The 26,402-nt window shown below is 57.8% G+C and carries 18 protein-coding genes and 2 pseudogenes; 7 read left to right on the forward strand and 13 right to left on the reverse strand.

All coding sequences use genetic code 11. The features are described 5' to 3' along the window. The 5 genes from CO675_RS27445 to CO675_RS27465 form a co-directional block, all read right to left on the reverse strand. Entirely contained in the window at window positions 1-1,971 is a 1,971-nt protein-coding gene (locus tag CO675_RS27445) for a glycosyltransferase (RefSeq protein WP_097674965.1), read from the reverse strand. Further along, window positions 1,971-3,176: an HlyD family secretion protein gene (locus CO675_RS27450; protein ID WP_158231312.1), complete on the reverse strand. Its 1,206-nt coding sequence runs from the start codon at window positions 3,174-3,176 to the stop codon at window positions 1,971-1,973. The genes CO675_RS27445 and CO675_RS27450 overlap by 1 nt, the downstream gene beginning before the upstream one ends. A 1,208-nt stretch (window positions 3,177-4,384) precedes the next feature. After that, window positions 4,385-5,845 carry a putative bifunctional diguanylate cyclase/phosphodiesterase gene (locus CO675_RS27455; RefSeq protein ID WP_245452938.1) on the reverse strand — a complete coding sequence of 487 codons (1,461 nt, stop codon included), beginning with the start codon at window positions 5,843-5,845 and terminating at the stop codon, window positions 4,385-4,387. Between the two features lie 802 nt (window positions 5,846-6,647). Then, window positions 6,648-8,051 (reverse strand): GGDEF domain-containing protein, encoded by a 1,404-nt coding sequence (locus CO675_RS41805; protein ID WP_097674968.1) that lies wholly within the window; start codon window positions 8,049-8,051, stop codon window positions 6,648-6,650. Between the two features lie 292 nt (window positions 8,052-8,343). Beyond that, complete coding sequence (locus CO675_RS27465) at window positions 8,344-8,670, reverse strand: hypothetical protein (RefSeq protein WP_097674969.1); 327 nt, start codon at window positions 8,668-8,670, stop codon at window positions 8,344-8,346. A 1,059-nt stretch (window positions 8,671-9,729) separates the two neighbouring features. Between CO675_RS27465 and CO675_RS27470 the strand changes: the two genes are divergently transcribed. Further along, window positions 9,730-10,056 (forward strand): hypothetical protein, encoded by a 327-nt coding sequence (locus CO675_RS27470; protein ID WP_097674970.1) that lies wholly within the window; start codon window positions 9,730-9,732, stop codon window positions 10,054-10,056. 1,316 nt (window positions 10,057-11,372) lie between these two features. Here CO675_RS27470 and CO675_RS40685 read toward each other — a convergent pair. The 3 genes from CO675_RS40685 to CO675_RS27480 form a co-directional block, all read right to left on the reverse strand. Beyond that, complete coding sequence (locus tag CO675_RS40685) at window positions 11,373-11,519, reverse strand: hypothetical protein (protein ID WP_158231313.1); 147 nt, start codon at window positions 11,517-11,519, stop codon at window positions 11,373-11,375. Window positions 11,520-12,278: 759 nt separating this feature from the next. Next, window positions 12,279-12,656 carry a hypothetical protein gene (locus CO675_RS40165; protein WP_143279146.1) on the reverse strand — a complete coding sequence of 126 codons (378 nt, stop codon included), beginning with the start codon at window positions 12,654-12,656 and terminating at the stop codon, window positions 12,279-12,281. A 1,099-nt stretch (window positions 12,657-13,755) separates the two neighbouring features. Next, on the reverse strand, window positions 13,756-14,022 hold the full coding sequence (locus tag CO675_RS27480; RefSeq protein ID WP_245452939.1) for a hypothetical protein: 267 nt from the start codon (window positions 14,020-14,022) through the stop codon (window positions 13,756-13,758). Window positions 14,023-14,543: 521 nt separating this feature from the next. On the opposite strand from CO675_RS27480, the gene CO675_RS27485 reads away from it, so the two are divergent. After that, entirely contained in the window at window positions 14,544-14,789 is a 246-nt protein-coding gene (locus tag CO675_RS27485; protein ID WP_502693413.1) for a hypothetical protein, read from the forward strand. A gap of 412 nt (window positions 14,790-15,201) precedes the next feature. Here the strand turns inward: CO675_RS27485 and CO675_RS27490 are convergent, their stop codons facing one another. The 4 genes and pseudogenes from CO675_RS27490 to CO675_RS27505 form a co-directional block, all read right to left on the reverse strand. After that, window positions 15,202-15,480 (reverse strand): hypothetical protein, encoded by a 279-nt coding sequence (locus CO675_RS27490; protein WP_097674973.1) that lies wholly within the window; start codon window positions 15,478-15,480, stop codon window positions 15,202-15,204. Window positions 15,481-15,744: 264 nt separating this feature from the next. Next, window positions 15,745-16,517 (reverse strand): annotated as a pseudogene (locus CO675_RS27495) (outer membrane protein). Window positions 16,518-16,850: 333 nt separating this feature from the next. After that, entirely contained in the window at window positions 16,851-17,144 is a 294-nt protein-coding gene (locus CO675_RS27500) for a hypothetical protein (protein WP_240537222.1), read from the reverse strand. 106 nt (window positions 17,145-17,250) lie between these two features. Continuing rightward, window positions 17,251-18,368 (reverse strand): annotated as a pseudogene (locus tag CO675_RS27505) (IS630 family transposase). Between the two features lie 530 nt (window positions 18,369-18,898). On the opposite strand from CO675_RS27505, the gene CO675_RS27510 reads away from it, so the two are divergent. From CO675_RS27510 to CO675_RS27530, 5 genes are all read left to right on the forward strand, one after another. Continuing rightward, a complete protein-coding gene (locus CO675_RS27510; RefSeq protein WP_245452940.1) occupies window positions 18,899-19,744 on the forward strand; it encodes a nodulate formation efficiency C protein in 846 nt (281 codons plus the stop codon). Further along, the gene (locus tag CO675_RS27515) at window positions 19,707-20,462 is read left to right on the forward strand and encodes a hypothetical protein (RefSeq protein ID WP_080586255.1); all 756 of its coding nucleotides are present in this window, start codon (window positions 19,707-19,709) and stop codon (window positions 20,460-20,462) included. The genes CO675_RS27510 and CO675_RS27515 overlap by 38 nt, the downstream gene beginning before the upstream one ends. A 528-nt stretch (window positions 20,463-20,990) precedes the next feature. Continuing rightward, window positions 20,991-22,625: an oleate hydratase gene (locus CO675_RS27520; protein ID WP_198964763.1), complete on the forward strand. Its 1,635-nt coding sequence runs from the start codon at window positions 20,991-20,993 to the stop codon at window positions 22,623-22,625. A gap of 22 nt (window positions 22,626-22,647) precedes the next feature. Further along, window positions 22,648-23,406: a glucose 1-dehydrogenase gene (locus CO675_RS27525; RefSeq protein ID WP_038380254.1), complete on the forward strand. Its 759-nt coding sequence runs from the start codon at window positions 22,648-22,650 to the stop codon at window positions 23,404-23,406. Between the two features lie 40 nt (window positions 23,407-23,446). Continuing rightward, window positions 23,447-25,192, forward strand: a complete 1,746-nt coding sequence (locus tag CO675_RS27530) for an oleate hydratase (RefSeq protein WP_097674975.1) — start codon at window positions 23,447-23,449, stop codon at window positions 25,190-25,192. 659 nt (window positions 25,193-25,851) lie between these two features. Here the strand turns inward: CO675_RS27530 and CO675_RS27535 are convergent. Further along, entirely contained in the window at window positions 25,852-26,253 is a 402-nt protein-coding gene (locus tag CO675_RS27535) for a hypothetical protein (protein ID WP_075969019.1), read from the reverse strand. Between the last annotated feature and the right edge of the window lie 149 nt (window positions 26,254-26,402).

The raw sequence follows: 26,402 nt of genomic DNA on the forward strand, positions 1-26,402 counted from the left end.
TCAACTCGTTAGAGCTCGCGCCAACTCGCGGATCATTTGCAAGATGTTCCCTCGATCAGCGCCTGGCATCGCAGATTCTGTGTGAAGCTTCTTAATAATTTTCGCTCGCTGCTCAGGAGTTGGAGAGAACTTGATTCGATAGCCATCACGAGTAGTCGCAGCAACATGCGCGTCTACTCCGCTAATCCAGGGCAAGTCGATCTTCCCTACTGCTCCGGCGGAAAGTCCGGATGGACCGCTAATTCGAGCGCCCCCTCGGCCCAGATTGAGAAGCCATCCGCGGTGCTTCTCACCTTGGATCACCAACGTGATGGGTTCTGGAATCTGGCGCTGAGGTCGATCGTATCGCGGTCGTTCGATGCACACCACGACTGCCACGAACAGCACCAGAATGTTGTAAACGGTCCAGAACATCACGATAGCCGTGCCGTCGCCCGCTGTTGCGGACGTATTGAACACAAGATCGGAGTTCAACGGCACGACCAGGCCGCCGATCGTCAGGGCAAGCAGGAGTAGAAACGGTCGCATCAACACCCATTGCACGACGACCTTGGTGCGGTCGCCGCCTTTGGCCGTCACCGAGAATTTATGTGATCCGCTGGTCAGAAGCCCGAGAGCAGCTGCCTGGCTGATGTGCCAGGCCGCGATCAGTTGAGCCGTATCGTTGAGAAGCGGGACAAACAACCCTTTTGAAAGCCAGTTCAGGGACACCAGAACCATTAGGTAATAGGGTACATAATAACTGATAAATTCCACCAGCGACGCGTTCACGATAGTGATGCCGAACCACCAGTACAACAGTGGACAAATCAGGCTGGCAAGCCTGAAGGGAAAGGTGCTGAGCCAGTAGAGCAATGAATCGAGGATACCGATTCGCTGCATCAGACCAAGGCTGCGCATGCCGAATGGACTGTATGAGTTGCGGACAATCTGCATCAGACCGAGGCACCACCGTCCACGCTGAGTAATATACTCTTTCAATCCTTCGGGAGCCAAACCTTCCGTCAACGGCTCGTTGAGGTACACAGTTTGCCAGCCGTTTTCCGCAAGCTTAAGGGTGAGCAGGAAGTCCTCGGTTACGCTCTGTGTTGGAATCCAGCCAATCTGCTCGACGGCCTGGACCCGCATTACGGATGATGTCCCGCAGCAAATGGCAATCCCCCAAGCGTCCCGCGCTGGTTCGACGTTGTCAAAGAAATGACGTTGTTCATCCGGATATGCGGTGCTTATTCCCAGGTTATGTTGGATCGGATCAGGATTGAAGAAGTGCTGCGGGGTTTGCACGAGCGCGACGCTTGGCTCGTGAAATAATGCTAGCGCTCGCCCGATGAAGTCCGCGTGGGGGACGAAATCTGCGTCAAGTACAGCGACAAAGGCCGGGGGGACTGGATCGAGGGCGCGCGCGCGAAGGGCATGGTTGATGTTCCCCGCTTTAGCGTGCTCCTTATCCGAGCGTGCGAGATATCCGACTTCGTGCAGTTCGCAAAGTTGCCGCACCCAATTCCTGGCGCCGTCGTCGAGGATAAAAATCCGAAGCCGTGGATAGCGGATTTCTGTCGCGCCAATGATCGTGCGCTCGAGTACTTCCGACGGCTCGTTGTACGTCGTGATGAAAACATCGACGCGAGGGGCTTCTCCAGGCTGCCACCATTCGGAGTACTGGTCTGCTTCTGCCGACCGCTCCTTCACCCGCGACAGTATGAAAAACGCGATGGTGGACGAAAGCATCGTCAGAGCTTCGAGCATGGCGAATCCCCAACTGAATAGCGCGTCCGCAGTCCAGTCGAGCGGTGCCAGTGTTTCGGTGAAGCGCCAAGCCATATAACGCCAAGACAGTACGGTAGCCGTCCCCAGGAGAAGAGCGCGCCAATACCACTTGATCGGATTAAGCAACGGAAAGACGGTAAGGCGAAGCCCAATTATGAAGGCGGCGCCTGCGAAGGCAGCAACGAGTGGCGACAGCAGTAGCATCAGAGTCCGTACCGCGTGATAAAGCGACGGAATTGTGCGATTGGGCCGGCTGTGAAGATAACGCGTCCAGTACGTCCAATCGCGCAGCCGAGATCTGCCTCTCCTGCAAGGTCTGGAACAGTCACGGTGACATCAAAGCGCTGGAGATGTTGTGCACTTGGACCCACAGCAAGATTGGTGTAGAGCGAGGCCGCACCGGATCCGCCAAGGCGGGTTATGGTTCCATTGAAAACACGGTCATCGCGAAACAACCGAAATTGCACGGCCGTGCCCACCGAGAGACCGTCGTAGAGAGATTCGCTGACGCCCGCAGTGACGATCAGTGTACTGCAGTCGACGATCTTGACGAGATCCTGGCCGCGCCGCGCGTATTGGCCATCGTCTATTAGTATGTCCCAGACTAGGCCAACGACGCTGGCATTAAGAGTAGCGAAGCTCAAACTATTGACACGAAGACGCTCGGCATCGATTTGCCCGTCGAGCTGTACAATACGTGCCTTCACCTGCTCCTTGTCGACATTCAGCTCGGCCAGCCGCTGCTCGAGCTCTCGGATACGTTGGGCCGAAGAGGGAGCGTCGTTATAGGACTCCCCGATGAAGACGCCGTCGCGAGCGGACGTAAGTTCCGTCTCTAAATAGTTTACTCGCTGCTGCGCACTCTCCAGTTCTTGCTGCGCGACGTCGTAAGTTGCGCGAGCGCGATCCAAATTCGCCGCCGTCTGTACACCACGCGTGTTTAACTCATTTGCCCGCTTGAATTCTGCGTCCGCTTGACGGAGGCGCGCGGCTGCAGCGTCTTGAGCTGCTTTCGTTTCGGCAATTCGAGCCTCAATCTGCCGAACCCTGCCGCGCTGGTAATCAGTTGCTTGAACATCGAAGCGAGACCGGGATGCGGACAAGGCCTCTCGTTGGCCAACGAGACGGTTGAGCTCGATCTGCTGGTTCGTGCGATCGCGATCAAGCTCGAGAAGCCTCGCGGTATCGAAGCGTTGGTCGTTCAATTCTGCTATAAGCTCGCCGGGACTAATGCGCGCGCCGATGCTCTTTACGGCAAGCGTTACTTTTCCTTCGATCGGGGCCCGAACGATGTAGAGTCGAGCATTGAGTGTAGCATCTGCCGATGTTCCAGCGAAGTGCTCGCCGATAATAACGTACAATCCAACTACCAACAGGGCCAAACCGACGATTGCACGTACGAGCCTCATAAGAACATTCCAACTGCATTTATGATGGGAAGGTCGCGCAGCGTATTCCCCATCCGGGACAAGCATATACCGAGCCTACGGTCGAATCGTTCTCCCCTAATCGACCCTCCGCCCTGCTTTGGATTGCCAAGTCCGGTGTCGCTCGAATGCATGTGTTGGCAGCTCACGCATCATGATCAGACTAACAGGCTGGTAAAGAATACCTTCGTGATCTCAGCGGCAGGAGGATCCGTATCGTCAGAAGTGACAACGGTTATAAACTCGTTCCGGCAGTTCCAGCAGCGCCAAAGATTTTGGACTTCCCCCTCACCGATGCGTTCATGCCACTCGAGGTGGACCAATGCAGAGCCGCATTGAGGGCAATTTTTGTGACGTGCTATTGAGATCGACTCCATGTGGTAGCTCGTGTCATTGCGCCAAAAGGCCGTAGCCGAAATAGCATTATTGTAGCCGCCGCTTCGTAGGCGGCTGCGGTGGATGGACCTCTCTGTTCAAGCCCTGTGCCAACTGCGACGGCTTGATCAGTAAAGGGTATTTCTCAAGGAAGTGTACCAAACCGACTGCATGTCAGGAATCGGACGGTCAGTTGATGTTCTAATGCAAGGTCGCAAATCGGCTAAGTGTCGTTTTGGAAGCCTCGGGTTGGTGTTGAGGAATGCGGCGGAGATGCCGCTGATGATAGATGGTCTGATCAGAAGGGCTGCACCTGGCGGGACAAGCGGATGCTCGTGGAAGTGTCCTTTGGATCTTGTGCTTCCGGCACTCGTTGGCGCAACCAGGATCCGTTAGGAGACCAGAAAGGTCAGCTCCGCCGCTTCAGTCGGAGAGGTATTAGGGAATTTGGTGACGGTTTCGAGACGATATCCAGACTTCGGATATCTGATCGACCGTAATTTCGGCCCATCGTGTATCTGCACGCGCCACAGCGAAGAGAGGTGGTCCAAGATCAGGCGCTTGGCCGCTCGCGCACCCTGAGCGCATAGGGCCGTTCGCGGATGCAACTGTGCGTTACGTTGGACAGGAAAAAACGGTGATGCACGACAGGCCGCTGCCAGTGATCGAGCCAATGTGGCCTCTTAAGAGTCTGCGCCCGGTCCAAGTGAACGCGCCCGCCCTGAGCAAGAAGGCGGGATGATGCGTCTAATGTATCGCGGCAATCTAGACGCTTCTAAGCGCCTGCCGAGCACGTTTGAACTTAGCACATCGGCTCACGCATCTAGGCGTCTTGCTCCGTTGTCAGGAACAGGTCCGTCGCAGGCTTCTCGGTCAAGCAGTACGGGGATACCGGCGGCTGGAACAGGACCACTGAACAGGTAGCCTTGTCCTTCTGTGCAACCGTTGGACGCTAGATAGGCGAGCTGGCGTTCGTCTTCGATTCCCTCGGCCGTGGTCGTCAAACCAAACTCTTTGGCAAGGCCGAGTATAGCACGAACGATCACCCGGCTGTCGGTGCTCTCGTCGAGATGCGACACGAAGCTGCGATCGATCTTGATCTTGTCAAGACGAAACGAAAGCAGCTGGCTAAGCGTAGCATAACCTGTTCCGAAATCATCGAGCGCAATGCGGACGCCGGCTTGACGAAGGTCATCAATCACGGTCGTCGCAGCGCCGTTTCTTTCTACGAACGCGCTCTCCGTAATTTCAATCTCCAGGCGGCGCGGACTAAAGCCGGTTTGCTCAAGGATCGATATAATGCGCTCTCCAAGCGCGGAATCCCGCAATTGAACAGGCGAAATGTTGAAGGCAAGCGAGAACGCCTCCGGCCACGCAGTGGCATCAAAACACGCGCGGCGAAAAAGCTGATCTCCAAGAGCGTTGATGAGGCCCGTTTCTTCTGCAATCGGAATAAACACGTCAGGCGGGATATGCCCTAATGTTCTGTTTTCCCAGCGCGCTAACGCCTCGAACCCTACGATGCGATTACTTACGAGTGAAACCACCGGCTGGTAGTAGAGCGCGATAATGTCCGATGCGATAGCGCTCCGAAGCTCACGCTCAATATTGATGCGACGCTCGACACGCATGTCCATGTCCGGTTCGAAAAAGCGGACACGCGACCTGCCGTCGCCTTGCGCGCGATAAAGCGCGCGTTCTGCGCGCCTGACCAATTCGTGGGGAGTGACGCCATCAATCGGAGCGATGGCGATGCCAATTCCAAGACTGAGCTCGGCTGAGCCAGTCTCAATCGCGAAACTGTCGGCGGCAGACGCCACGATACGGCGCGCCAAATTGGCGGGATCTTCGTGGGAGCTAATGTTGGGCAGGACGATCCCGAATTCGTCGCCTCCGATCCTCGCCAAGAGGCCGTCCTTGCGCAAGATGTCGGCAAGCCTTGTGGCAAATTCGCAGATTGCCTTGTCCACCGCTGCACGGCCGTGCGTATCCTTGATCCGCTTTAAGCCGTCGATGCCGAGCATCAGAACGGCGACTTGATGCGTGTCGGTGGCGAGGCCAACGCACAGATCAAGTTTCTCATCAAACAGGCGGCCGTTTGGCAAGCCAGTCAGAGGATCGTGTCGCGCCAAATCGCGGAGGTCCCCTTTAATGGTTCGTGCTTCAGTTCCGCCGGCGAGTTCTCGGTAGCGCCGATAACTAAAGATTGTGAGCCCAATGCTCAGGAGGAATGCAACGAACACGATGAATATGATGTCGTCGAGTACCGAATCCACATAGCGCTGTCCCAGCTGCGCCAAACGAGGGCCAAGCCCATAGAGATGCGCTAAGAGTGAAGCGAGAGTGGCGCCGCCGAAGAGAGCAATGAAGTCCCTCGTCGCAGAACTGCGCCAATCGAAGTGCAATATGCGCAATCGTGGAGTTGAAAGTCTCATCTCAGTCGAACCGTCGTAACGCAGATTGGCCCAGTGAGGTTCTTGCCCGCAGCATGATAGTTGACTGAGAGCCAGATCTTGCGCCAAGCTGCAATAAGCCGCCGGGTCGCGATAGTTATTCCCCGCAAAAGTTCGGTTCGAGCGACCTGCAAGTTCGCACATCGTTAGCGCGGCCGAAGTAACGGGGTATATCCTGAATGTGCCGCTTCAAGACGTTGAACACTCTAAAGCGCGAGCGCCAAGGGGGCGCTAGTTCACGTACGATAGCAATCGGCGCGACTAGGCTCATGCCGGTAGTGCCCCCTGATCCGGAGCTTCTGCCAAGTGCCTGGCGAGCGGATTGGTGAGGTAATCGCGGCGCGCGCCAAGCGGCGGTCGCCTTGGCGAGGTGAGGCGGCCGGCAGTTGAGCGATCGACATAACGACGGATGTCAAGTAGCGCCGTTGTAGCAAGCAACGACATGATAGCGTCCGACGGCTAGTGGCCGCAGCCTATTGTGGTGCGAACCTGCCTGCAAATGTTGCAATGGATGGACCATGACCGAATAATTGTTAGTAGAGTTGCGGCTTTGACTCCGAGAATGATAGCGAGAACGGGCGTCGGGCCCAGAGCACCAGAGGCGAAGTGAGCGATGAAGGATAACCTAGGCGACAACCACGCGGTTGCGACCTTCAAATTTTGCACGATAGAGTCGCTGGTCGGCGACGTTCAAGAACCCGTCGAGCGTGTCTCCATCGCGCCCGAACTCCGACACTCCAACACTGATGGTGACGCCGACCGACGGTTCGGCTCCGACGTCGAATGCAGTGCGTTCGATGGCCGACCGAAGGCGCTCGGCGACCGCGCAAGCCGCGTCGAGCGTCGCTCCCGGCAACAGTACCATGAATTCTTCACCGCCCACGCGCGCGACAGAGTCGTAAGGCCGGATTGCCTCCAGACACTTTCGCACGAATACGCGCAGGACCTCATCGCCGACGCTGTGACCACGCGAGTCGTTGATATCCTTGAAATGGTCTAGATCGAGCGACAGTAGAGACAACGGAGCTCCGGTCCGCTTGGCCCGTGCGATCTCCGCGCCAATATGCTCGATGAAGTGGCGCCGATTCCCGGCACCGGTTAGTGGGTCGGTGGCGGCGAGCCGTTCCAGCCTTTGATTACTCAATTGCACTTGCTGGAGTGCCTTTTGAGTGTCGGCCATCGATTTGGCCAGGCGGGCGGTCATTTCTTCCTGGCTATAGATGGTCGCGAACGATCGCGTTGTTCGGAAAGCCTGGACGACGCCATAGCTGAGCAAAAAAAAGCCGCCAGCAAAGATCGCGTGGGCCAGCCACCACATATGATTCCACGGCGCGGCCAAAATGAATGCGAGCGACGATAGCGCAAACCATGCGACAGAAACGCCAAAAACAAGCATGAGCGGTGAGTGAATCCGTCGCATGAGCAAGGCCGCGACGTTCAGCGCACTGAATAGCAATGCGCCGCCCTCCATGGACAGGCGGACTACCGGGTGCCCAGCATAGGGTGAATAGGCGACCAGTCCGACAGCTAGGTCCATCGTAAGGAACAGGCCAATCCACATCAGCCATGCGCGCGTGTTTGAGCGCTTCTCAAGCCCGTCTGACGGCCGGTTGTAGCTGAGTAGCCCGACGAAGAGCAAAATCGACATCGCCAGACGCGACGCTGGCCCATAGAGTAGAAACAGCCAAATGTTGCGATGTGCCATCCCGGTGAAGGCGCCGTGTAGCGTGTAGATCAGCACGAAGGCCAGAAAGCCAAGGGTCAACCACCGCAACAGAGGCTCGCCTGAAGACCGATAGCAACGCCACGTCACATATGTGACGAACAGCCCCTCGAGGGTGGCGACGGCGATGGCGAATTCGTGGAAGAGGTGGTCTTCAAACTTCAGCGCGGGATCTTGCTGGAAATAGAGGTAAGCGATGAACTGAGTGGGCAGCAGGGCGAAGCCGATAATGAGAAGGCTCGTATACGCCTGTGTGATCAGCCGCAGCGCGTTGGGCGGCTCGTGCAATATAAGATTGGTACTCATATGCTATACCGTCATTCCATGATGATCCCGCGCGGTCCTTTCATGAACTCATGGGCCGTTCTTCAGAGCACCTGGAGTCCTGCTGGACAACCAAAGTGAAGGCATCATGGTTCGTCTCCGCCGAAGTCATCCAACACCCCGGCACGCGTGATCACCGCTGCACGCGCGCGGAAGGCACAAGAGTTGCCTCTCCGTCCATCGGCTGCACTCATCCGAGCAGGGCGGCGACGCTGCCAGGATCGGCTTGCCATCCAGGAGCGGCCAAGACCGCCACCGCGGGTGCCGTGGCGGGTTATATGTTCGAGCCCACCACGTTCAGCCCACCCGCTCCGCTAAAGGTAAGGGTATCGTGCGTGTTCACTACAGTATCCCAGCTGCTGCCCCGAGTCGTCACGATCTGCGACCCGTTCGAAAACGCGCCACCGGAAGATGAGAAAATCACGAGCCCATTGAGGAAGGGATTCTGCGCACTGCCGTACTCAATCGTCTGCTTGCCACCCACCGGTAGCGCCGTTGCGACGATCTGTCCGGACTGGTTCGGCTCTGAGCCAACGCGCGTGATGAGCAACACCGTAAGTGCCGGGCCGCCGCTTTGATTGATGAGTTTCTTGTATGCCATCTGTGACCTCCGTTACCTGCCGCGTGTCCCCGCGCAAAATGCGGGACAGAGGTTCCGCAATATACATACGCTGGCTAAGCTAGGCCCCTGCCAGATCTTGTAGGCGGCTAATATTTGGAACCTGTCAGATAGTTTTCATCATGTAGAAAATGCGGTGCCGCTTCGGTGTAAGCACCTAACTGCGCGGTGTTGCGGGATAGGCAACATCCCCCGCTTGCTCGACACTGGCCAAACTGGTCGCTCTGGAATGCGGTATAGTAGTCGACACAGGCACCATCGGCACGCCTTTGTCGTGGGCGTCGAAGATGGCGCCATAGGACGAGAAGTAACCGCCGAAGATCGTGTCCCAGTAGGCGAGACATGCTGGATCCATTCGCCGGTATCAGGGATTCCGTATTGCCGCCCGCATCTCCATCGAGGATCTGCTGCCTGTAGCGGGCGACGTGCAGAGGCTTGATGGGCATCGCCGACGAGATGAACGATCCAGAGGAGGTCGTAAGAGCGCAGATCCTCGAAGGCACCAGAGCAATGCTGGGAGGGGCAGCGATCATCAGTTTAGCTAAGTGACAAGTCGACCGGAACCTCGACGGGCAGGGGGACCGTCGGGTGTGAAGCCGATGTCCTTAAAATGCCAGTAGACATGTCGCTTGTGGTCCGAATAGCCAGATATTCTGGCCGGCCGTTGGGCTGGTGACCGCGTCCCGCGTATAGCCGTACTCCTTGGTTTTGATGTCGTCGGCCCAAGTCGGGGCATGGACGGGGCTAGCGGGCTGGAACGTGATCTGGCGAATGACAATAGAACGCGTTACGCTGAGTATCTCAGTAAGGACTCGATGAAAGAAATTGCGACGGCCATCCATAGGTGATCGGCTCGACATTTTCTTTCTCCAGTTTGTAAAAAGGCCAGATTGGGTCGGCCCATGTCGCCACAGCGATGCCGCTAAATCTTCATAGCTTAGTAGCCCCCCCATCCTGGTAGGTGCGCCGCAGTTCGCATTTGCCGATAGTGCCTCTCGCAGACTCATTGCGCGATATCGTCACTCGTAATGGAGCAGAATCATGTCCAGACTTCAGGGGACGTATGTGAACGACAACATCGGAGCGAAGCTTGTAATTTCACAGGCTAACGATTCAAACGGCCAGATTACTGCTGCTTCGATCAGCTATAATGGCCACAACTATCCTGCAACCGGCCACTACCACTTCAAGAACAGCACTGGCCCAACCACGGTAGCGGTTCTAACCGGTCTGGACGATAGCACTGGTTATGTCGCCCTGTCCTTGACCGCCGAAAACCAGGAATTCAAACGGCTGAAGAGCTTCGGTGGGCTCGTTAATTTCAATGCCGAAACCATCGGCATCGGTGGCGCCTTCATTCGCCAATAGTGCAATGACTGGGTGTGATCTTAGGATTCGCGCTGCGCTTCGGCTGTGTGGGGCTACTGGCGCGGAACGGATGATCTCGGCTAAACCCTATAGGCGCCGCTCTCTTTCGTCTTTGTCGAAATCGCCCGCGAACGTAGAATCGCCAGGTTCGCGGGCATCGTCGCAGCCGATTTTTCAACGAGCTGATTATTTGGTGATGAGCGAAACCTCAGACGGTTGGACGCGCGAGCAGGATGAGATCTTCTGGCATTTGGTAAGGAAGCAAACTCCAGAGGAAGTCATCGCGGCGGAACTGAACAAAAACTGTCAGGATCTCAGACGTCGCGGTTACGCGCTGGGTCTGCCAACGAAATGGTTTAAATCCGCTAAGAGAACGACCGCCCCCCCGGTGCCAGAGAGCGGGGAGGGTCGCCAGCTCCGTATAGCGGAGAGATTTCCCAAAGCCGACCGCCCCGTTGAACCGATCCAGTTTTCGCGGCCCAATGATGCAATGACCGTTGGGTCTCGCGTGATAGTGGCGTACTCGACAGGTTCAAAGTTAAAATGGCGGCGCGGCCTCGTCGTCGGTCTTGGTACGACCAGGACAAGGGTGCGCGTCCTCTTGGACGGAAACATGCGCCCGATGACACTCCACGTTTGCCTTTTGGAGGTGGAGGAGGCGCAACGTTCATAGCCAGCGCCGCGCAGCCAGATGATGTCGGTACCCGGATGAGAGTAACGCCGCCCACTTAAAATACATGTGGACGGCGCTATCTCTAACCGCAGGAGGGATGACAAAATCCCGACCTGCGTGAAGTATGGAGGGGAGCTTCCGTATGATTCCTGTAAAAGAACCCCAATGAGCTGTCGAGGCGGCTCGGCGCGCGGGCTGGGTCGGCGGCTGGCTGCCTAGCTGTGCAGGTTGGCGGCCAGGGTGACGCACCCAACTACGAACAAAACCAACGAGCTCACAATCGCGATGAGCCCGGCCCGCATATACAGATCTGATGTTCGAATATGGCGTGACTGTAGAGCGTTCTCCCGTTCGCTCTTGTCAACGTATCTTGTGGAAATGAAGGCCAGAACCCACGTGCTAACAGCGGCGACTGTCCCTAGCGCCTAAAGAAGCGTCGAGCACCTGGCGCCGGCTGTGATTGCGGGCTTGTTCATCTCAATTAGTTTTGCTGACTGCGTCAGGAGAGCAGCAGCAGCGCCAGCGTTTATGAGAATGCAGGCTTTGATAGCGCCTTGTGCATATTCTTGGGAGATTTCCCGATAGTCGACCATTGTATATCGCTGTCAATTTTCTACCGCGTCACCCGCACGTCGCCTTAATCTTATTGCATCGACCGCTCGCCGTCGAAATCCGGATGAGCGAGGAGGGCGCCGATGCCAAATAGCACCATGCCGCCAATCCAGACGAGGTAGGTTGCAGTCAAATGAGCTGACGTTTCGACGCCAATATTGCCGGTGAGGCCGAACAACGTGCTGCCGCAGAGAACGCGGCCAGTTCGGGGCGTCAGTCGCGACATAGCGGCGGATAGGTGCGAGCCTATTCCTTAGTGTGAAGCTCCTGCATAACACATGCAGCTCGAATACGAACCCCGCTCTAGTATGGCCTCTTTCTTCTTCAGAATCTCAAGCTCAGATTCTAGCCGTTCGAAGATCGGCAAATAAGCCTCTCCCTCTCTGCCCGGCGGTGCATGTTCGACGCGCCTGCTGCGGACTGGCGCGAGCTAAGCAGGAAAGCACTGCTGCTACTCGATGAGCTGCCGTACGAGCCTGAATGACTCGATAGGATCTATGATCGCCTATTCGAGGACAGCGCGCGCCTGAAGCTGGCCGAGACAGCAGACAGCCGGACTTTCGAAACGTTGAAGGAGGCGGAAGACTTCCTGGCTGACATCGGATTCCGCCTGGTGCCTGACAGCTGCGATTGGCGGAATGCAGCTGGTGATGACGCGGGTTGCTACGCTGTCGAAGGTGGTGGATACAGCGTCAAGATCGGGGGGCGAATCTACAGCGCGCGCCTGTCGTGCTGAGGCGCTCGCGCAGGCGGCTGAATAGCCGGAAGCTGATCAAGAAAAACGGGCCTGTACATATCGCGCAGGCCCGTTTTCGACTTCAGGCGCGGCATCGCCGGCCAGTAACAAGGCTGGTTTCCAAGCCTCGGATTATATATCGTGATGCGTGGTGATATGTAGTGCCTTGCCGTAGCCGTGTATGGTACCAGCGCCGTTGGATCACCGTCCAAAGCTGCCAAGGTCGTAGCAAGACCAGGCGCGAGACTTGGCGCCGGGAATAGCTTTGCTCGCGGCTGCTGCCATACCGGCAACATTGCAGTCTGACATCGTCGCCATGTAACCTTCAAGGATTGTTATTTTGCTATCCTCTTGCTGCAAGTAGGCAACGACACCTAATACGCGCGATGAACCCCGTTTTCGGGTAGTGTCGTGGCAGACATAGGACGCAGAATAACCGGGCTTCAAAGTCGCGGCCTTGATCGCCGACTCTCCAATCCTCCGACACTCATCTAAGGTCTCTGACGGCCGAGCGGCGATGTGGATGGTGGCTAAAATGCTGAGGTGCGTCGAAGCGACAATGATGATGAGCGGTGACATGTCGGCTGACCTCGAAATCGTTACTGGGTAATTCCGTTAAGCGCATCAAGCTATCGAGGATTGTTGGAGCTGGCCATTGCGCTGGCCCTTCGTTCTTGGCCGATCTCTTTGCCGTTCTGGCCCGATCACCCACGCCTTCTCTGTCGGTCCGCACATACAGCCGCCGCCATGATGCGCAAGCCGCAATAACGACAGACACAGTTGCCTCTGCGATGAGAATGCTATGGCCTCGCGAAGCTGGGGTGATGCTCATGAGCGTCTTTCCTGATGTGCCGCGTCGGAGATGATCTTAAGCAACCTAAAGGGCGTAAGCGGGTGTTTGCGGATGAGTTCTGTGCTCGTCACTGTAAACTCTTCGGGGCCCCGCGCTCGCCGATGGCCACGCGAAGTGCGGCGAGCTTCTCGGGATCGGCAGAGCGAATAACTGCTTCGAAGGCAGGCATGAATTTGAGCCTGTCTATTGCAACAGCCTCGTTAGCGATCGTGAGCGGGCGGCCTCGAAGTGCCCTTCCGCTTTGGAGGCCGTCTGGGCGGAGGCCTAGTCACTTCGAGTTTTGCAATCGCGGCAAGCACGACGCTCGTTGCGACCTTTCCGTGAGACCACTGTGTGAGGGCCTCAATGGCGTTCTCCAATGCCTCTTCACGGGTCATGGCATGACCTCCGCGACATTATGCAAAAAACGCGCGGGCAGCTGGAAGAGCCATCCGCGCGAGTTGCGCTAACAAAGAGGCTTGGCCATCTCAGGGGGCGCGCGAAGTTATGAGTAGCCAAGCCGATAAGCCTCTCAGCAACTCGCGTGCCAGTCAAAATGCAAGACACGCGGAACGGTGCACGGCACATAAAAGGCGTGCGGGCAGCTGCTGACTGACCGCCCGCACGAGTTGCGATGCGAGTGGCTTGGCCCTCAAGAGGGTCAATCATAAGCGACCAAGCCGTACACGGCTCAGCAATCCACGTGCCAGATTGTCAGGTGTCGCAGACAAGCAAACGGAGCGCTTTCACACCTTGTACAGGCTGACCATCCGAACCCTTGTGGCGGCTTTCGGACCACAGTGTCATGAACCGAACGCGGCTGAACGAAATCAGACGTGCCCGTCCTTAGTGGCGCTGGGATCTCGTGATGATTGGATCGATCGCGTCATCGTATATGACTATGAGCTCGCCGGGCTCCAAGCCGAGACTTTGCAACATCCCAGCTTCGAGAGGGCAGTTCAGCATTGCAGCTTTGACGCCGCTGTCGCTAATAATCAGCTTCACGGCTTCAGCCGGATCCGCGACCGCAACGGCGTAAGTTACGTGCCTGACTTCTTCGTCATCGTCGCTATCTTCCTTGGAGATGGCGACCGTCACCAACCAACCGTCCATCTTGCTGCGCTCCGGAAGCCATCGTCTGTGAGCCGCCGATCCACGATGAGCCAGCAATTTCGGGGCCATCGGATATGCTGCCATAAACCCAGCGCGGCTGGTGCGATCGTTGCTGGGATTGGCGGGCTGCCGTATGCGAACAGCGCGCCGATGCGGCGGTGAATTAGGACGTTGACGTAGCGCGTTACGGCAGGTTTGATGATTGGTCAAATTGGATGACCAGGACAGTTGCAGAGAAGATCGTCCGCGCCGTCCGCGAACAACCAGGTTTGACAGAACGCCAATGACCGGACACCGGAAAGATCGCAAATCGGACAAGGCTCATCTGGAGTCACTTCTCATGACGCTCGAGGGCGATATTTCCTTCAGGGTCGCTCGCCGCGAAGACGGTTTTCAACATCACGAAGGCGTCGATCCACAGCCTTGCACGCGCATCCTATCCCGCGTGAACACGACGCCATTGCGGTGCTCTTCATCGGCCGCGACGGGCCGCCCGGCAATCCGCACAACCTCGTGTCGAGATGGGGCCGGGCGAACCCGTCTGGCGGGGCACGATCGATGGCAACTTCATCGCCGTGCAGGTGAGGGCGATCAACAACGGCTTCCGTCTGGCGCATCATCGTTTTGCGATACCGGTCTATGTTTTCGCCGAAAGCGAGGCGACGTCAGCGCGGCTGATGCCGGTGACCTCGGCCGCCGACACAGACAAGAAGCTGCTGTGCCCGATGCCCGGTCTCGCCTGCGTTATCGTTCTGGCGGTAGCCTAGGTGTCGGCTTGCTTGCCTCAAGCTTTGTAAGCGCGATGCTGGTTGCGATCTTCTCTTGAGACTATTTCTTAAACGCCTCTATGGCATAGTCCAAAGCCTTTTCACGCATGATGGAATAATCTCCGCGGGCCGGCGACGAAAAAGTGCGCGGGCGGCTGGAGGGCCACCCGCGCGAGTTTGCGCATGAAGAGGCTTTGCTGTCTCATGGGGGGTGCGTGAACATATGAGCAGCCGAGCCATACATGTCTCAGCAACCAGCGTGTCAAACGATCGCACCGCCTCTCCGCTTAAACAGATGCAGAACGCTGCGCCTTAAGCGCGACCTCGAATAGCTACTCGCACTTCGATGGCGACTTCCGGACATGCGCGTCATCAACCGGGACGCGACTGAACGAGATCGGACCTGCAGCGCTTAGTGACGCCGGGCCCGCGCGGTGATTGGATCGATCTCGTCATCGTGTATGGCGATCAGCTTGCCGGGCTGCAAGCCTGGCCTTTGCAACTGTTTTTCCTCGATCTGGCAGTTTAGTATTCCGGCCTTGGCGCCGCAGTCTTTCAGGCTCAGCTTCACGGCTTCTGCTGGATCGTTGACGGCAACCACGTACGTTGCGTGCCTGAGCTCTTTGTCCTCATCGCTATCATCCTTAAAGATGGCGACCGTCACTATCCAACCACCCATCTTGCTGTGCATCGGGAGTAGCCGTCGCCATGAGGTCGGCTCGTACCGATGATCCTGCAAATTCGAAGCCATCGGACATGCATGCCGTCAACGCAGCGCGGCCGCACGCGATCAGGAAACATGCCTCTGACTAGCCTCAACGGCTCCCCGGAGGTAGGTCGTGCGGCAGCATGCGCATGACGCGCTCATCCACCTGCGCGTGGAAGGAGTTCGCTGAGTCATTACCTTCGAGAAACACGGCGGTTCAGCCGGTCACGACTCGTTCGTCCTGGCGACTCAATATCTCGCAGCCGGCGCGCCACCCCAGCGGTAGTTCACGCGGACCAAACCGATATCAACGTCCTGACCAATACGCGCGGTCCCTCCAAGAGCGCCAGGCGGACCGCCCACGCATCCGGTTGAAAAGAAGAAGTCAACATCCCGATGACCCATGAACAAGTGATCGTGCTCAAAGCCAATTGACCAATTCGGAGCGAAGTCAAATTCAAGGCCCGTGCCTACGGCGCCGCCCCACCAGGTCTCGCTGCCGTTATCGATGTTCAATCCCGTCGCGAAATCGAAGACCTGGTATTTGTCGCGGACGACCGCAGCGCCACCTTTCACGTAGAGCAACACGTTATTCCAGGCGTAGCTAACCCGGCCCGTGAACAGGCCGAAGGCATCGACCTTGGTTTCATCCTGGACGCCGACGAAGGCGAGATTGGTGTTGGAGCCCTTGAAATTGGCCCAGTTGCCCTGCGCCTCCAGGCCAAAACTGAGTTGGCCATATGCCAGCGGTAGCCGATTTGGCCGCCGGACGTGCCTCCGGTCGCATTGTGGCAACCCATGCTACGGGGTGGAGCGAAGACCAAGCCGGCGGCGCTGGTCACCTCCCAGCACTGATGCGCGGAGCCGCCGCCGCCATTGATGCCGATCTAGAAGCCGGTCCAATCAAAGATCGGAATGACTATTGGAGGGGCTTTCGCGTAAGGCCGCGCGGGCAGATCTGCGGAAGAGGCAGGAGCGGTCTGTGCGATCAGGGCTACTGCACCCAGCAGGACGTTCGTCATACGAATTGACTCCCCGATGGTTCATCGGGGACGACCGCCATGTGTCGATCCTCTATCCTCTCGATCAATAACCAAGCTCAGTATTTGACTAAGGCGCAAGACATTTGTGGGGCCAGCAGCATGCTGAGCGAGCGCGTTGATTTGGGATGCCCGCCATTTCTGGTAGGAGCCTCGCGGTCCTTCTTTACCGATACTGGACCAACGTAGGCATATTGAACCAGCTCAACGCAGAGAGGCCCACAATCAAAATGGCTGTTTGGGGTGTGCTCGGCGTGTTGCGGTTCGTGTCTTTTCGGTAGGTGTCTTCGGGTGGCTGGTAAGGCCGTTTGTGAGTCAGTCCATCAGGCAGATGCTCACGAAATTGTTGAGCAGCACGGATCGGCGCTGAGCGACTCGAGGCCCATCCTCCGCTCGAGAACCGACGCGATGGCGTGGAAGCGCGGGCCTCCAATCATGAATAGCGAAGGCGAGGAGATGGACGGCAGGCTGATACGCGCCATTGCGCGTGCAGAGGTCCGAACGCGCGACGTCGAAGCGCTTCGCCCTGAAGAGCGGCGCCGCATCGTCGCGGCTGTAGAGTGCCAAGCACAGCTGGCCGATGCCGCCCTCAGGCTCCAGGAGCGCCATGTCGCCGCCTTGGAAGCCTTGGTCGCATGCGTGCAAAAGCGCGGCCGGCCTTGAGCATCAACCTTGCTGCAACAGCGCCGACTCAAACAACGGCGATGACGGTAAGCTAGTGTCCTGAACCAGAAGTTCGCAACATCGCGTCGTGTTTTGGCGGGGCATTGTAGCGGCAGAAGCGCTCGATGGAAGCAAGGATGTCATCGGCGGATTTGGTCCATCGGAACGGTTTGGGATCGGCGTCGTGTCGTTCCTAAACGTGGCGATGTCCGCCCTGAGGGCGGCTACGCTGCGATAGACGCCGCGCCTGATCTTCTTATCGGTGAGGAGCGCGAAGAAGCGCTCGACTTGGTTGAGCCATGACGAACTGGTCGGGGTCAGGTGCACGTGCCAACGCGGCCGTTTGGCCAACCATCGCCGGATCATTGGGGTCTTGTGCGTGACGTAATTGTCCATGACGAGATGAACGTCGAGGTCGCGCGGTACGGCAGCCTCGATCTCGTCGAGGAACTTGCGGAACTCGGCGGTGCGGTGGCGCCCGTAGCACTTGCCAATGACCCGTCCGGTCGCAATATCGAGGGCAGCGAACAGCGATGTGGTGCCAAGCCTTTTGTAGTCGTGGCTCCTTCGGGCGGCCTGGCCGGGACGCATCGGCAACATCGGCTGGCTGCGGTCCAGCGCCAGGATTGGGGAGTTCTCATCCACACACAGAACGATGGCGTGCTCCGGCGGTGAGACGTAGAGGCCCACGACATCGCGCACCTTGGCCACAAAGTTCGGATCGGTCGAGAGCTTGAACGTCTCCATCCGGTACGGCTGGAGCCCGAAGGCCCGCCAGATGCGTTGTACCGTCGACACCGATAGGCCGCAGGTCTTCGCCATGTCGCGGGAGCTCCAATGAGTGGCGTTCTCAGGGCAACTCTCCAACGTCCTCACGATCACGGCTTCGATGCGGGCGTCGTCAATCGTGCGCGGCGCGCCGGAACGCGGCTCGTCGTGCAGCCCGGCCACACGCTGCTCCATAAAACGCCGCCGCCATTTGCCTACGGTCTGTCGGTCCAGCCCAAGCTTGGCCGCCACTTCCGTGTTCTGACCACCTTCCGCACAGGCCAGCACGATCCGGGCTCTCAGAGCCAGCGCCTGCGCCGTCTTCCGCCGCATCGTCAGCGACGTCAGTTCGGCCCGCTCATCATCGCTCAATATCAGGGGGGCAAGTTGCTGGGCAGCCATTGGAGACTCCGTCGCCGTTTGCCTCCATCCTTGGCACAGCGACGCGAATCTACTGCGAATCTATGATTGCGAACTTGTGACTCGGGACACTAGGGGCTTTTCATCCGTGTCGGAACTGGCAGCAAGACGTTCGCTTGCGCTGTCGATGATTGCGCGGCCGACAACGATCGACATGAAGTCGTTCTGGATAGGCCCTAGGTGCAAACATTAAGACGTGCACAAGTCGGAAAGCAGACAAGGCCAACACAAACATGGTGCGAACTGCCGGCCATTGCCTGGCACAAAGAATGCAGACCCTCGATATGCCCGGGGTGCCCTCCCTTGGGCATGGCCACCATCGCAAGTTGAGGCTGTGGCTGGCCCCCGAGGTTAGCGGCGCGTGACATAGACGGGGGACGGCGCCTGCTCGTGCGCGACACTGGCGGGCACCTGCGTCACGTCGCCGCTAACTTCTATCTTTCGCGAATAGCGCATTCGGCGGTTGGTCCGCTTTAGAATTGGCGTGTCGACAAGAGCGGATGGGCGGACTTATGAACAAAATGGTTGGAAGACGCGTGCTTTGGTTCTGTCTCGGCCTGCTGCTGATCTGCCTGGCTGAGGCCGCCACGAGCAACAGTGTTCGCGCCGACGACAATCCACTTGTCGACAAGGTCAAGTCGATGTGGCGAGCGCAAGACGGCGAGACAGTAGAACAAATCATATCCAGGGTCGCGAAGGTGGCGCACTTCGTCCCACGAACGTGGGGAGTTGCCGGAGCAATTGATCAATCTGAGTATGTCTTTCTTTCGTGGACTAGGCACCGCCACCACAGATCACTCGAAGAATACGTTATCACCTGGAAGGTCAGGCCGGACGGAGCGATTAAGATTGCGTCGACGTATGCGAAGCCGATGGAATTGAGCTGGCGGGCCTTCGCGCTCTCATTGATTGCCGGTGAAGTCGCTGACGGCGAAAAGAACGCGAACCTTCGCTTTCTGCATGATCCGACCAATTTCAACTTCGTCACGACCGCGCAAGGCAAGCTGGGTAATCTCCTCGGGCACGGCCGTTGCACGATCGTTGAACCTGTTAGCGTGGATTACTTGCCGAAGGTGGACGAGAATCAGGCCACGAAAGGTGATCTGTGGCGCGTGCTGCTTTTGGTGAACTGCAATATTCCGGGACCCCGTTATTTTACCCGCAAGGGGGTCATTACCTTCGAGAAGCGCGAGGGACAAGAGTGGGAGCCGCAATCCTTCCTTGCCAAGCGTATTGCGACATTTCCCCCGGGCTCTTGGTTTGATCACATCGAGCCGGATGAACGGGACGCGCTAGAAAGGGCGCGCAAGGCCTCGGCAAATGAACGCAGAGAACAATTTCGCGGCACGGCTGATTGACGCCGGTCGTCTCGCGGCAATAGCACGTACATGCGGTCTGAAAGCTGACGTCTCATATTACGTCAATGAGGCGCTCAAGGAGCTTTGGCGAAGCAGGTCTCCCGAAGAGGCAAAGAAGATCGCCGAGCGCTGGGTCTTGTGGGACGCAGAGGGGAGGCCGTGGCCGCGCATGCCACCGCTGGAAAACGTGGTTCAGTTCCATCGCGCCGGCACGGCGCAGGTACCGGTTGTGAATCGGCCGGTGACGCCGTTGCATGCAATCCGGGCTTGGTTCGAAAAACAGGACGACGAGGTGCAATGCGAGATCGCTGGCATGGCGGCGCTTTTGGTCTTCGAAGGTGCGGACTTTCTCGACCTCAGCAGCCGAGTGTGGTGTGACTGTCTTCGGAGGTGGCTGAGTGAGGCGGGCTTGCCAGCCCATACGATCATCGGCCGCGCTTTGACGTTCCGGACCTGTTTTGAGTATTTCGCGGAGAGCAGGTTCACCGAGTCGGGGTGGAGGCGGTCCGAAACGACCGCTCTTAAAATTCTCGAAGATGCTAAGTGCGACCCGAGCTCGGAAGCCGCGCGCCTTGCACCGATTGCCGAGAAAATGCTCGACACCCTGCCCGCTCGAAAGGGCCGTTGGATGGAGGTGCGGAAGTCCTGGAGAGAACTGGCCAGTGCCAGCCTCACAGCCCGAAGTCTCAGAGTTTGGAGCACCTTGCAGACGAAATGAAGGCTCACGGGCTCTAGGCGAAGAGGGCCGCGCCATCCCGAAAGACTTTAGCGAGGCGGCAAGGACCGCTAGTGCTTGCGCTCGAACTCGACCCGTCGCTGACCAAGCACCTTGTAACGTCACCTTGGCACCGTCGTGCTGCAATATGGTCGGGTTTGGCAAAAGCGACAACCGGAACCAACTCAATTTCCGTCTTGTCCAGTTGCTTTCTGTCTTGTCTGGTTGGCGACGGGTCGGTTGGAAACCCGACATGACGACGCTTGCATTCCGTCTTCAAGCAGGGCCCGCAACCAGCTCCTTGCGCGGCGCACAGCCGCTGCTGGTATGACTTGATCGATCCCGATCAACGCGGCGCTATTGCTGCTTATGGTCAGGTGCCCGACGGCGTCTGCATATGGCTTGTGTACGTCGAAGAGCTTCGGCGCTTGCTGATTATGCAGTCTCGGGAACGGTGGTTCGCGATCATATTTTTAGCACGCGCCGCCCTCGGCGCGCCGATTGCATGGAATCCATATTTCCAACCGCTGCATGCCGGAGAACTTTATGTGCTCTGCTTCTCTCGTTTCCCGCCTTGATCCACCGAAGCAGGTGGCTCCTCGCAACGCCTATTTGGTCGGAACAGGCATCGCTGCCTTGGCCGCAGCGGCCTACCTCGTCAAGGAGGGCGGGCTATCGGGCCCGAATATCGTTCTGTTCGAGCAGATGGAGCTGTTCGGCGGAAGCCTCGACGCGCATGGCAATCCGAAGGATGGATACGTCATGCGCGGCGGCCGCATGTTCGAGGAAAGGTTCAATTGCACCTACGACTTGTTGTCCTTCATCCCCTCAATTGCCGACCCCATGAAATCGGCGAAGGACGAGCTGATGGAGTTCCATCAGGAGTTCTTCTGGAACGACAGGGCGCGTCTGGTTTCGGGCGGTCAGATCGTCGACGTCTCCGATCTGGGTTTCAGGGAGAGGGATCGGCTCGACCTGATCGCGCTTTGCGCGACTCCAGAATCGGTGCTCGACATCAGGACGATCCAGGACTGGTTCGAACCCCACTTTTTCCGCAGCAACTTCTGGTTCATCTGGTCCACGACCTTTGCTTTTGCGCCTTGGCACAGTGCGATCGAGTTCAAGCGCTACTGTCTACGCTTCCTGCATCTGTTCTCGACGATCGACACCATGGCGGGCATTTACCGCACGCAGTTCAACCAGTTCGACGCCATGGTCCGCCCGATCGTTGCATGGTTGAAGGCCCGGGGCGTGCGGCTCGAGATGGGGGCGGAAGTGACCGATATTGATGTTGTGATCGAAGGCGGGCAGAAGACCGCGACGCGTTTGCACTATCGGCAGGGCGGTGAAGATCGCGTCATCGATCTGGCTGAACAGGATTTAGTGTTCGTGACCAACGGATCAATGACATCCGATACCAGCTACGGTTCGATGGACACGGTTCCTGCGCTGAATACGACGCGAAACGGAGGTTCGTGGGAACTTTGGGAACGTCTGGCTGTCAAGAGTCCAGACTTCGGGTGCCCCGCCGTCTTCGTTTCCAGGATCGACCAATCCAAATGGGAATCCTTCACAGTCACGGCGGACGATTCGAGCTTCTTCGACCGGCTCGAAGCCTTTTCCGGCAATAAGGCCGGCAAGGGCGGACTGGTAACGATCAAAGACTCCAATTGGCTCCTGACCGTCGTCCTTAATCGTCAACCGCACTTTTACGGACAGCCGAAGAATGTCTTGGTGTGGTGGGGCTATGGGCTCTTCCCGGATCAGCCGGGTAATTTTGTGCATAAGCCCATGTCGGAGTGCACGGGGCGTGAAATTCTCATCGAATTGCTTTCGCACCTGCGATTCACAGAGAGTATTCCGCACATCCTCGACACTTCGCGCGTCATAACGGCGATGATGCCTTACATTACCGCCCAGTTCATGCCGCGCGTGAGGACCGACCGGCCGAAGGTCATCCCGAAGGGATCGCGCAACCTCGCCTTCATCAGCCAGTTCTGCGAGATTCCCGACGACGTTGTCTTTACCGTCGAATATTCCGTGCGCGCGGCGCAGACCGCCGTTTTCGGCTTGCTCGACATCCAGCGTCCGGTCTCGCCCTTTTATAAGGGCCAGCATGATCCCCGCGTCCTCTTCGACGCCTGGAAGACGCTGCACCGCCATTGACCAACGGCACGAGGCAAGGATCATGGGACGTTTGAAGAACAAGGTTATTCTGGTGACCGGCGGAGCTCGCGGGATGGGTGCGGCTCACGCGCGTCTGCTGGTGGCTGAGGGGGCGAGGGTCGTAATCACTGATATTCTTCATATAGAAGGAGAGGCTCTCGCCGCTAAACTGGGCGAATCCACGCTCTATGTCCCTCAGGACGTTACCCAGCCGAAGGAGTGGGCCGAGGCGGTCGCAAGCGCCGAGCGGCGCTTCGGCGCGCTGCATGGGCTGGTCAACAACGCCGGGATCGCCAACATGGCCCCTATCGAGCAGTTCCCGCTCGATCAGTGGAACAAGACCCTCGCCGTCAATCTGACCGGTGTATTCCTCGGAATGCAGGCGGCCCTGCCGGCCATCAGGCGCGCCGGCGGAGGTTCGGTCGTCAACATCTCCTCGGTCGAGGGGCTGCGGGGCAGTGCCGGGCTCCACGCCTATGTCGCTTCCAAGTTCGGCGTTCGGGGCATAACAAAATCCGCTGCGCTGGAAGCCGCAGCCTCGGGAGTCCGCATCAACTCGATCCATCCCGGCTTCATTGCCACCCCGATGGCCGAAAGCTTCGAGTCCTCCCTTTTCCCCGTTCCACTCGGGCGGTTAGCCGAGCCGCAGGAAGTGTCGCAGGCAGTCTTATTCCTACTCAGCGACGAGTCCAGCTACCTTACCGGTTCCGAGATCGTCATCGATGGCGGTCTAACGATCGGCGTCCCGCGCAAATGCCTGGCGCCCGAGAACACCTTTTAATGAGCCCAAGGATTGTCGATCCAATCGGACGGAATGTTCCATGTATTACGGTAGCGGAAATTACGAAGCCTTTGCCCGCCCCCGCAAACCCGAAGGTGCGGACAACAAGACAGCGTGGCTGGTCGGTGCGGGCCTGGCGGCGCTTTCCGGTGCGGCCTTCCTGATCCGCGATGGCCATATGCGTGGCGACCGGATCACCATCCTCGAACGGCTGAAGATCCCCGGTGGAGCGCTCGACGGTAACCAAGACCTGGGAAGGGGCTTCGTGATCCGGGGCGGCCGCGAGATGGAGGATCATTTCGAGTGCCTATGGGACTTGTTTAGGTCGATCCCGTCGCTGGAAATCGAAGGTGCCAGCGTGCTCGACGAATTCTACTGGTTGAACAAGGATGATCCGAACTACTCGCTGCAGCGGGCGACGGTGAACCAGGGACAGGATGCGCGTACCGACGGCCTTTTCACTCTGAGTGAAGAAGCGCAGAAGGAATTGATTGCTGTCTTTCTTGCCTCCCGTGAGGAGATGGAGAACAAGCGCATCGACGAAGTGTTTGGGAAAGAGTTTTTCTTCAGCAATTTTTGGCTTTATTGGCGGACGATGTTCGCCTTTGAGGAATGGCATTCCGCCCTGGAGATGAAGCTTTATCTGCATCGGTTCATCCACCATATCGGAGGCCTGCCGGATTTCAGTGCGCTGAAGTTTACCAGGTACAATCAGTATGAATCGCTGGTTCTACCGTTGTGCAAATGGCTGTTGGAGCAGGGCGTCAACTTCCGCTACGATGTCGAAGTCACCGATGTCGATTTCGACTTAAAGGCCGGATGCAAGCAGGCCACGGCCATCCACTGGCTGGAGGATGGCGTCGCCGGCGGTATCGGCCTTGGCGCCGACGATCTTGTATTCATAACGATCGGGTCGCTCACTGAAAACTCGGACAAGGGAGACCATCACACGCCCTCCAGGCTTGACGAAGGCCCGGCGCCAGCTTGGGATCTGTGGCGGCGTATTGCGGTCAAGGACGCGGCTTTCGGCCGCCCGGACGTCTTCGGCGGCAATATCCCTGCCACCAAATGGGAATCGGCGACGATCACGACTCTTGACGCGCGCATTCCGGCCTATATCCGCAAGATCGCCAAACGCGATCCGTTCAGCGGCAAGGTCGTCACGGGAGGGGTCGTCACGGCGAAGGATTCGAACTGGCTGCTCAGTTGGACTGTAAACCGTCAACCGCATTTCAAGCACCAGCCCAGTGATCAGATCGTCGTCTGGCTCTATTCACTTTTCGTCGACAAGCCCGGCGATTACGTGAACAAGCCGATGCAAGATTGCACGGGCGAGGAAATTACGCAGGAATGGTTGTATCACCTCGGCGTGCCGATCGATGAAATACCGGGACTGGCCGCGACAGCCGCAAAAACAGTGCCGGTGATGATGCCCTACGTCACATCTTTCTTCATGCCGCGGCAGGCGGGTGATCGACCAAATGTTGTGCCCAAAGGCGCTGTCAATTTTGCCTTCATCGGCCAGTTTGCTGAGTCGGCGGAGCGCGATTGCATCTTCACGACCGAATACTCAGTTCGCACTGCGATGGAAGCCGCCTACACGCTCCTCAACGTTGAACGCGGTGTGCCGGAGGTGTTCAATTCGACCTATGATATCCGCAAGCTGCTCGCTGCAATCGGCAGACTGCGCGACGGCAAGGAAGTCAGAATCCCCGGATCGACGCTCTTGCGCGAGCTAATGCTGAAGAATATTGACGCTATGGAGCCCGGCAAAACTGCTCAATGAATATCATCGATCTCCAGGTGAGGGGGCCTTGTGCGGTCCCACCTGTCTTGTGCAGCTGGAGAGCTCTGTTCTCCACTGCTCGTACGAGGGTGAATTGCAAGGGGCGAGTGCTTCGTCGAGGGCCGAAAGCGGCGCACTCATAATATTGCGCATGACGGCGCACGCGAGGCTACCGTCCTGTCAAATCGGACATGAAAACCGGTTCTTGAGGCGTCACAGATCGGACGCATGGGCCTCGCTCGGATTGCGCAAACTCGGACATCTAGGCGTCCAGCCAACGACGCTCTTGAGGAGCCGCTCCCATGGTAGTGACCAAATTCGGCATGACGCTCGGTTCTGAGCGGGAGTGCAGGGGCTTTGATTTCTGAGAAGTTTGAGGTTTTTCGGACTCCAGCCGATGAGATCGGGAGGACGGAAACGTCCTCCTTCGGGCGCGATGCATAACATGGCGTGGTATTGGAAGCCGCACCCATCGCGCCTTCACATAATGCTGATGGCCGACCGTTGCTTGATAGTCGCGTTCGATGCGCCATCTGAGCTCCATATCGAGCGGGAGGCGGACGGAGGTGTTCTCAGGTCGAGCCGAATGCAGTATCCACAACGTCGCCGACCGTCGACGTGTGGCCCCGGATGAAGCAGAGTACGGTCGGGCCGTTGCTTCAAGCTCGGTGGATTGCTTGGCTTGCCGCAGATGATGGCTGTGGTTTGAGATGATCCAATATCTTCGAGCCTTGGCTGAACGACTTCGACCAGAACTTCTCCGCAAAGTCCAGGTGGCACTTCAGGAGCTCCGAGGGAGTCTTGGAGTCGGAAAGATTTCTCAGAAAGTTGGCCTGGTCGTGCAGAGAGGAAGCGGCGAAACTTAATCCGTCCTTTAGTGCCGTCGCGAACAGGTGCCTTGTCGCTTCGATCGATTTTTCCCATTCCGGAAAAATTAATGGAATGCGTGATGCCGCTGCTTCTCTGAAGCCGTCGGGGCCGCCGCCCGATGCCTGGGCCAGTCCGGGCTCTGGACGTGCCCGCCGTTCGCGTTTCTCGTCTTCGGTTATATTCGCGGTCATTCGACGTCTCCTAGCCTAAGGGGGATTGTAACGAGCTGAGTTGTTCGCTGCTCAGCTTCGATCATCAACCTTGAGAAGCTACCACAACCGCCAACATGTCATACCTACCTCATTTGGTAGCGCGTGATCACACTGCAAATTGCGCACTC

It is taken from the genome of Bradyrhizobium sp. C9 (assembly GCF_002532045.1).
Taxonomy (GTDB): Bacteria; Pseudomonadota; Alphaproteobacteria; order Rhizobiales; family Xanthobacteraceae; genus Bradyrhizobium.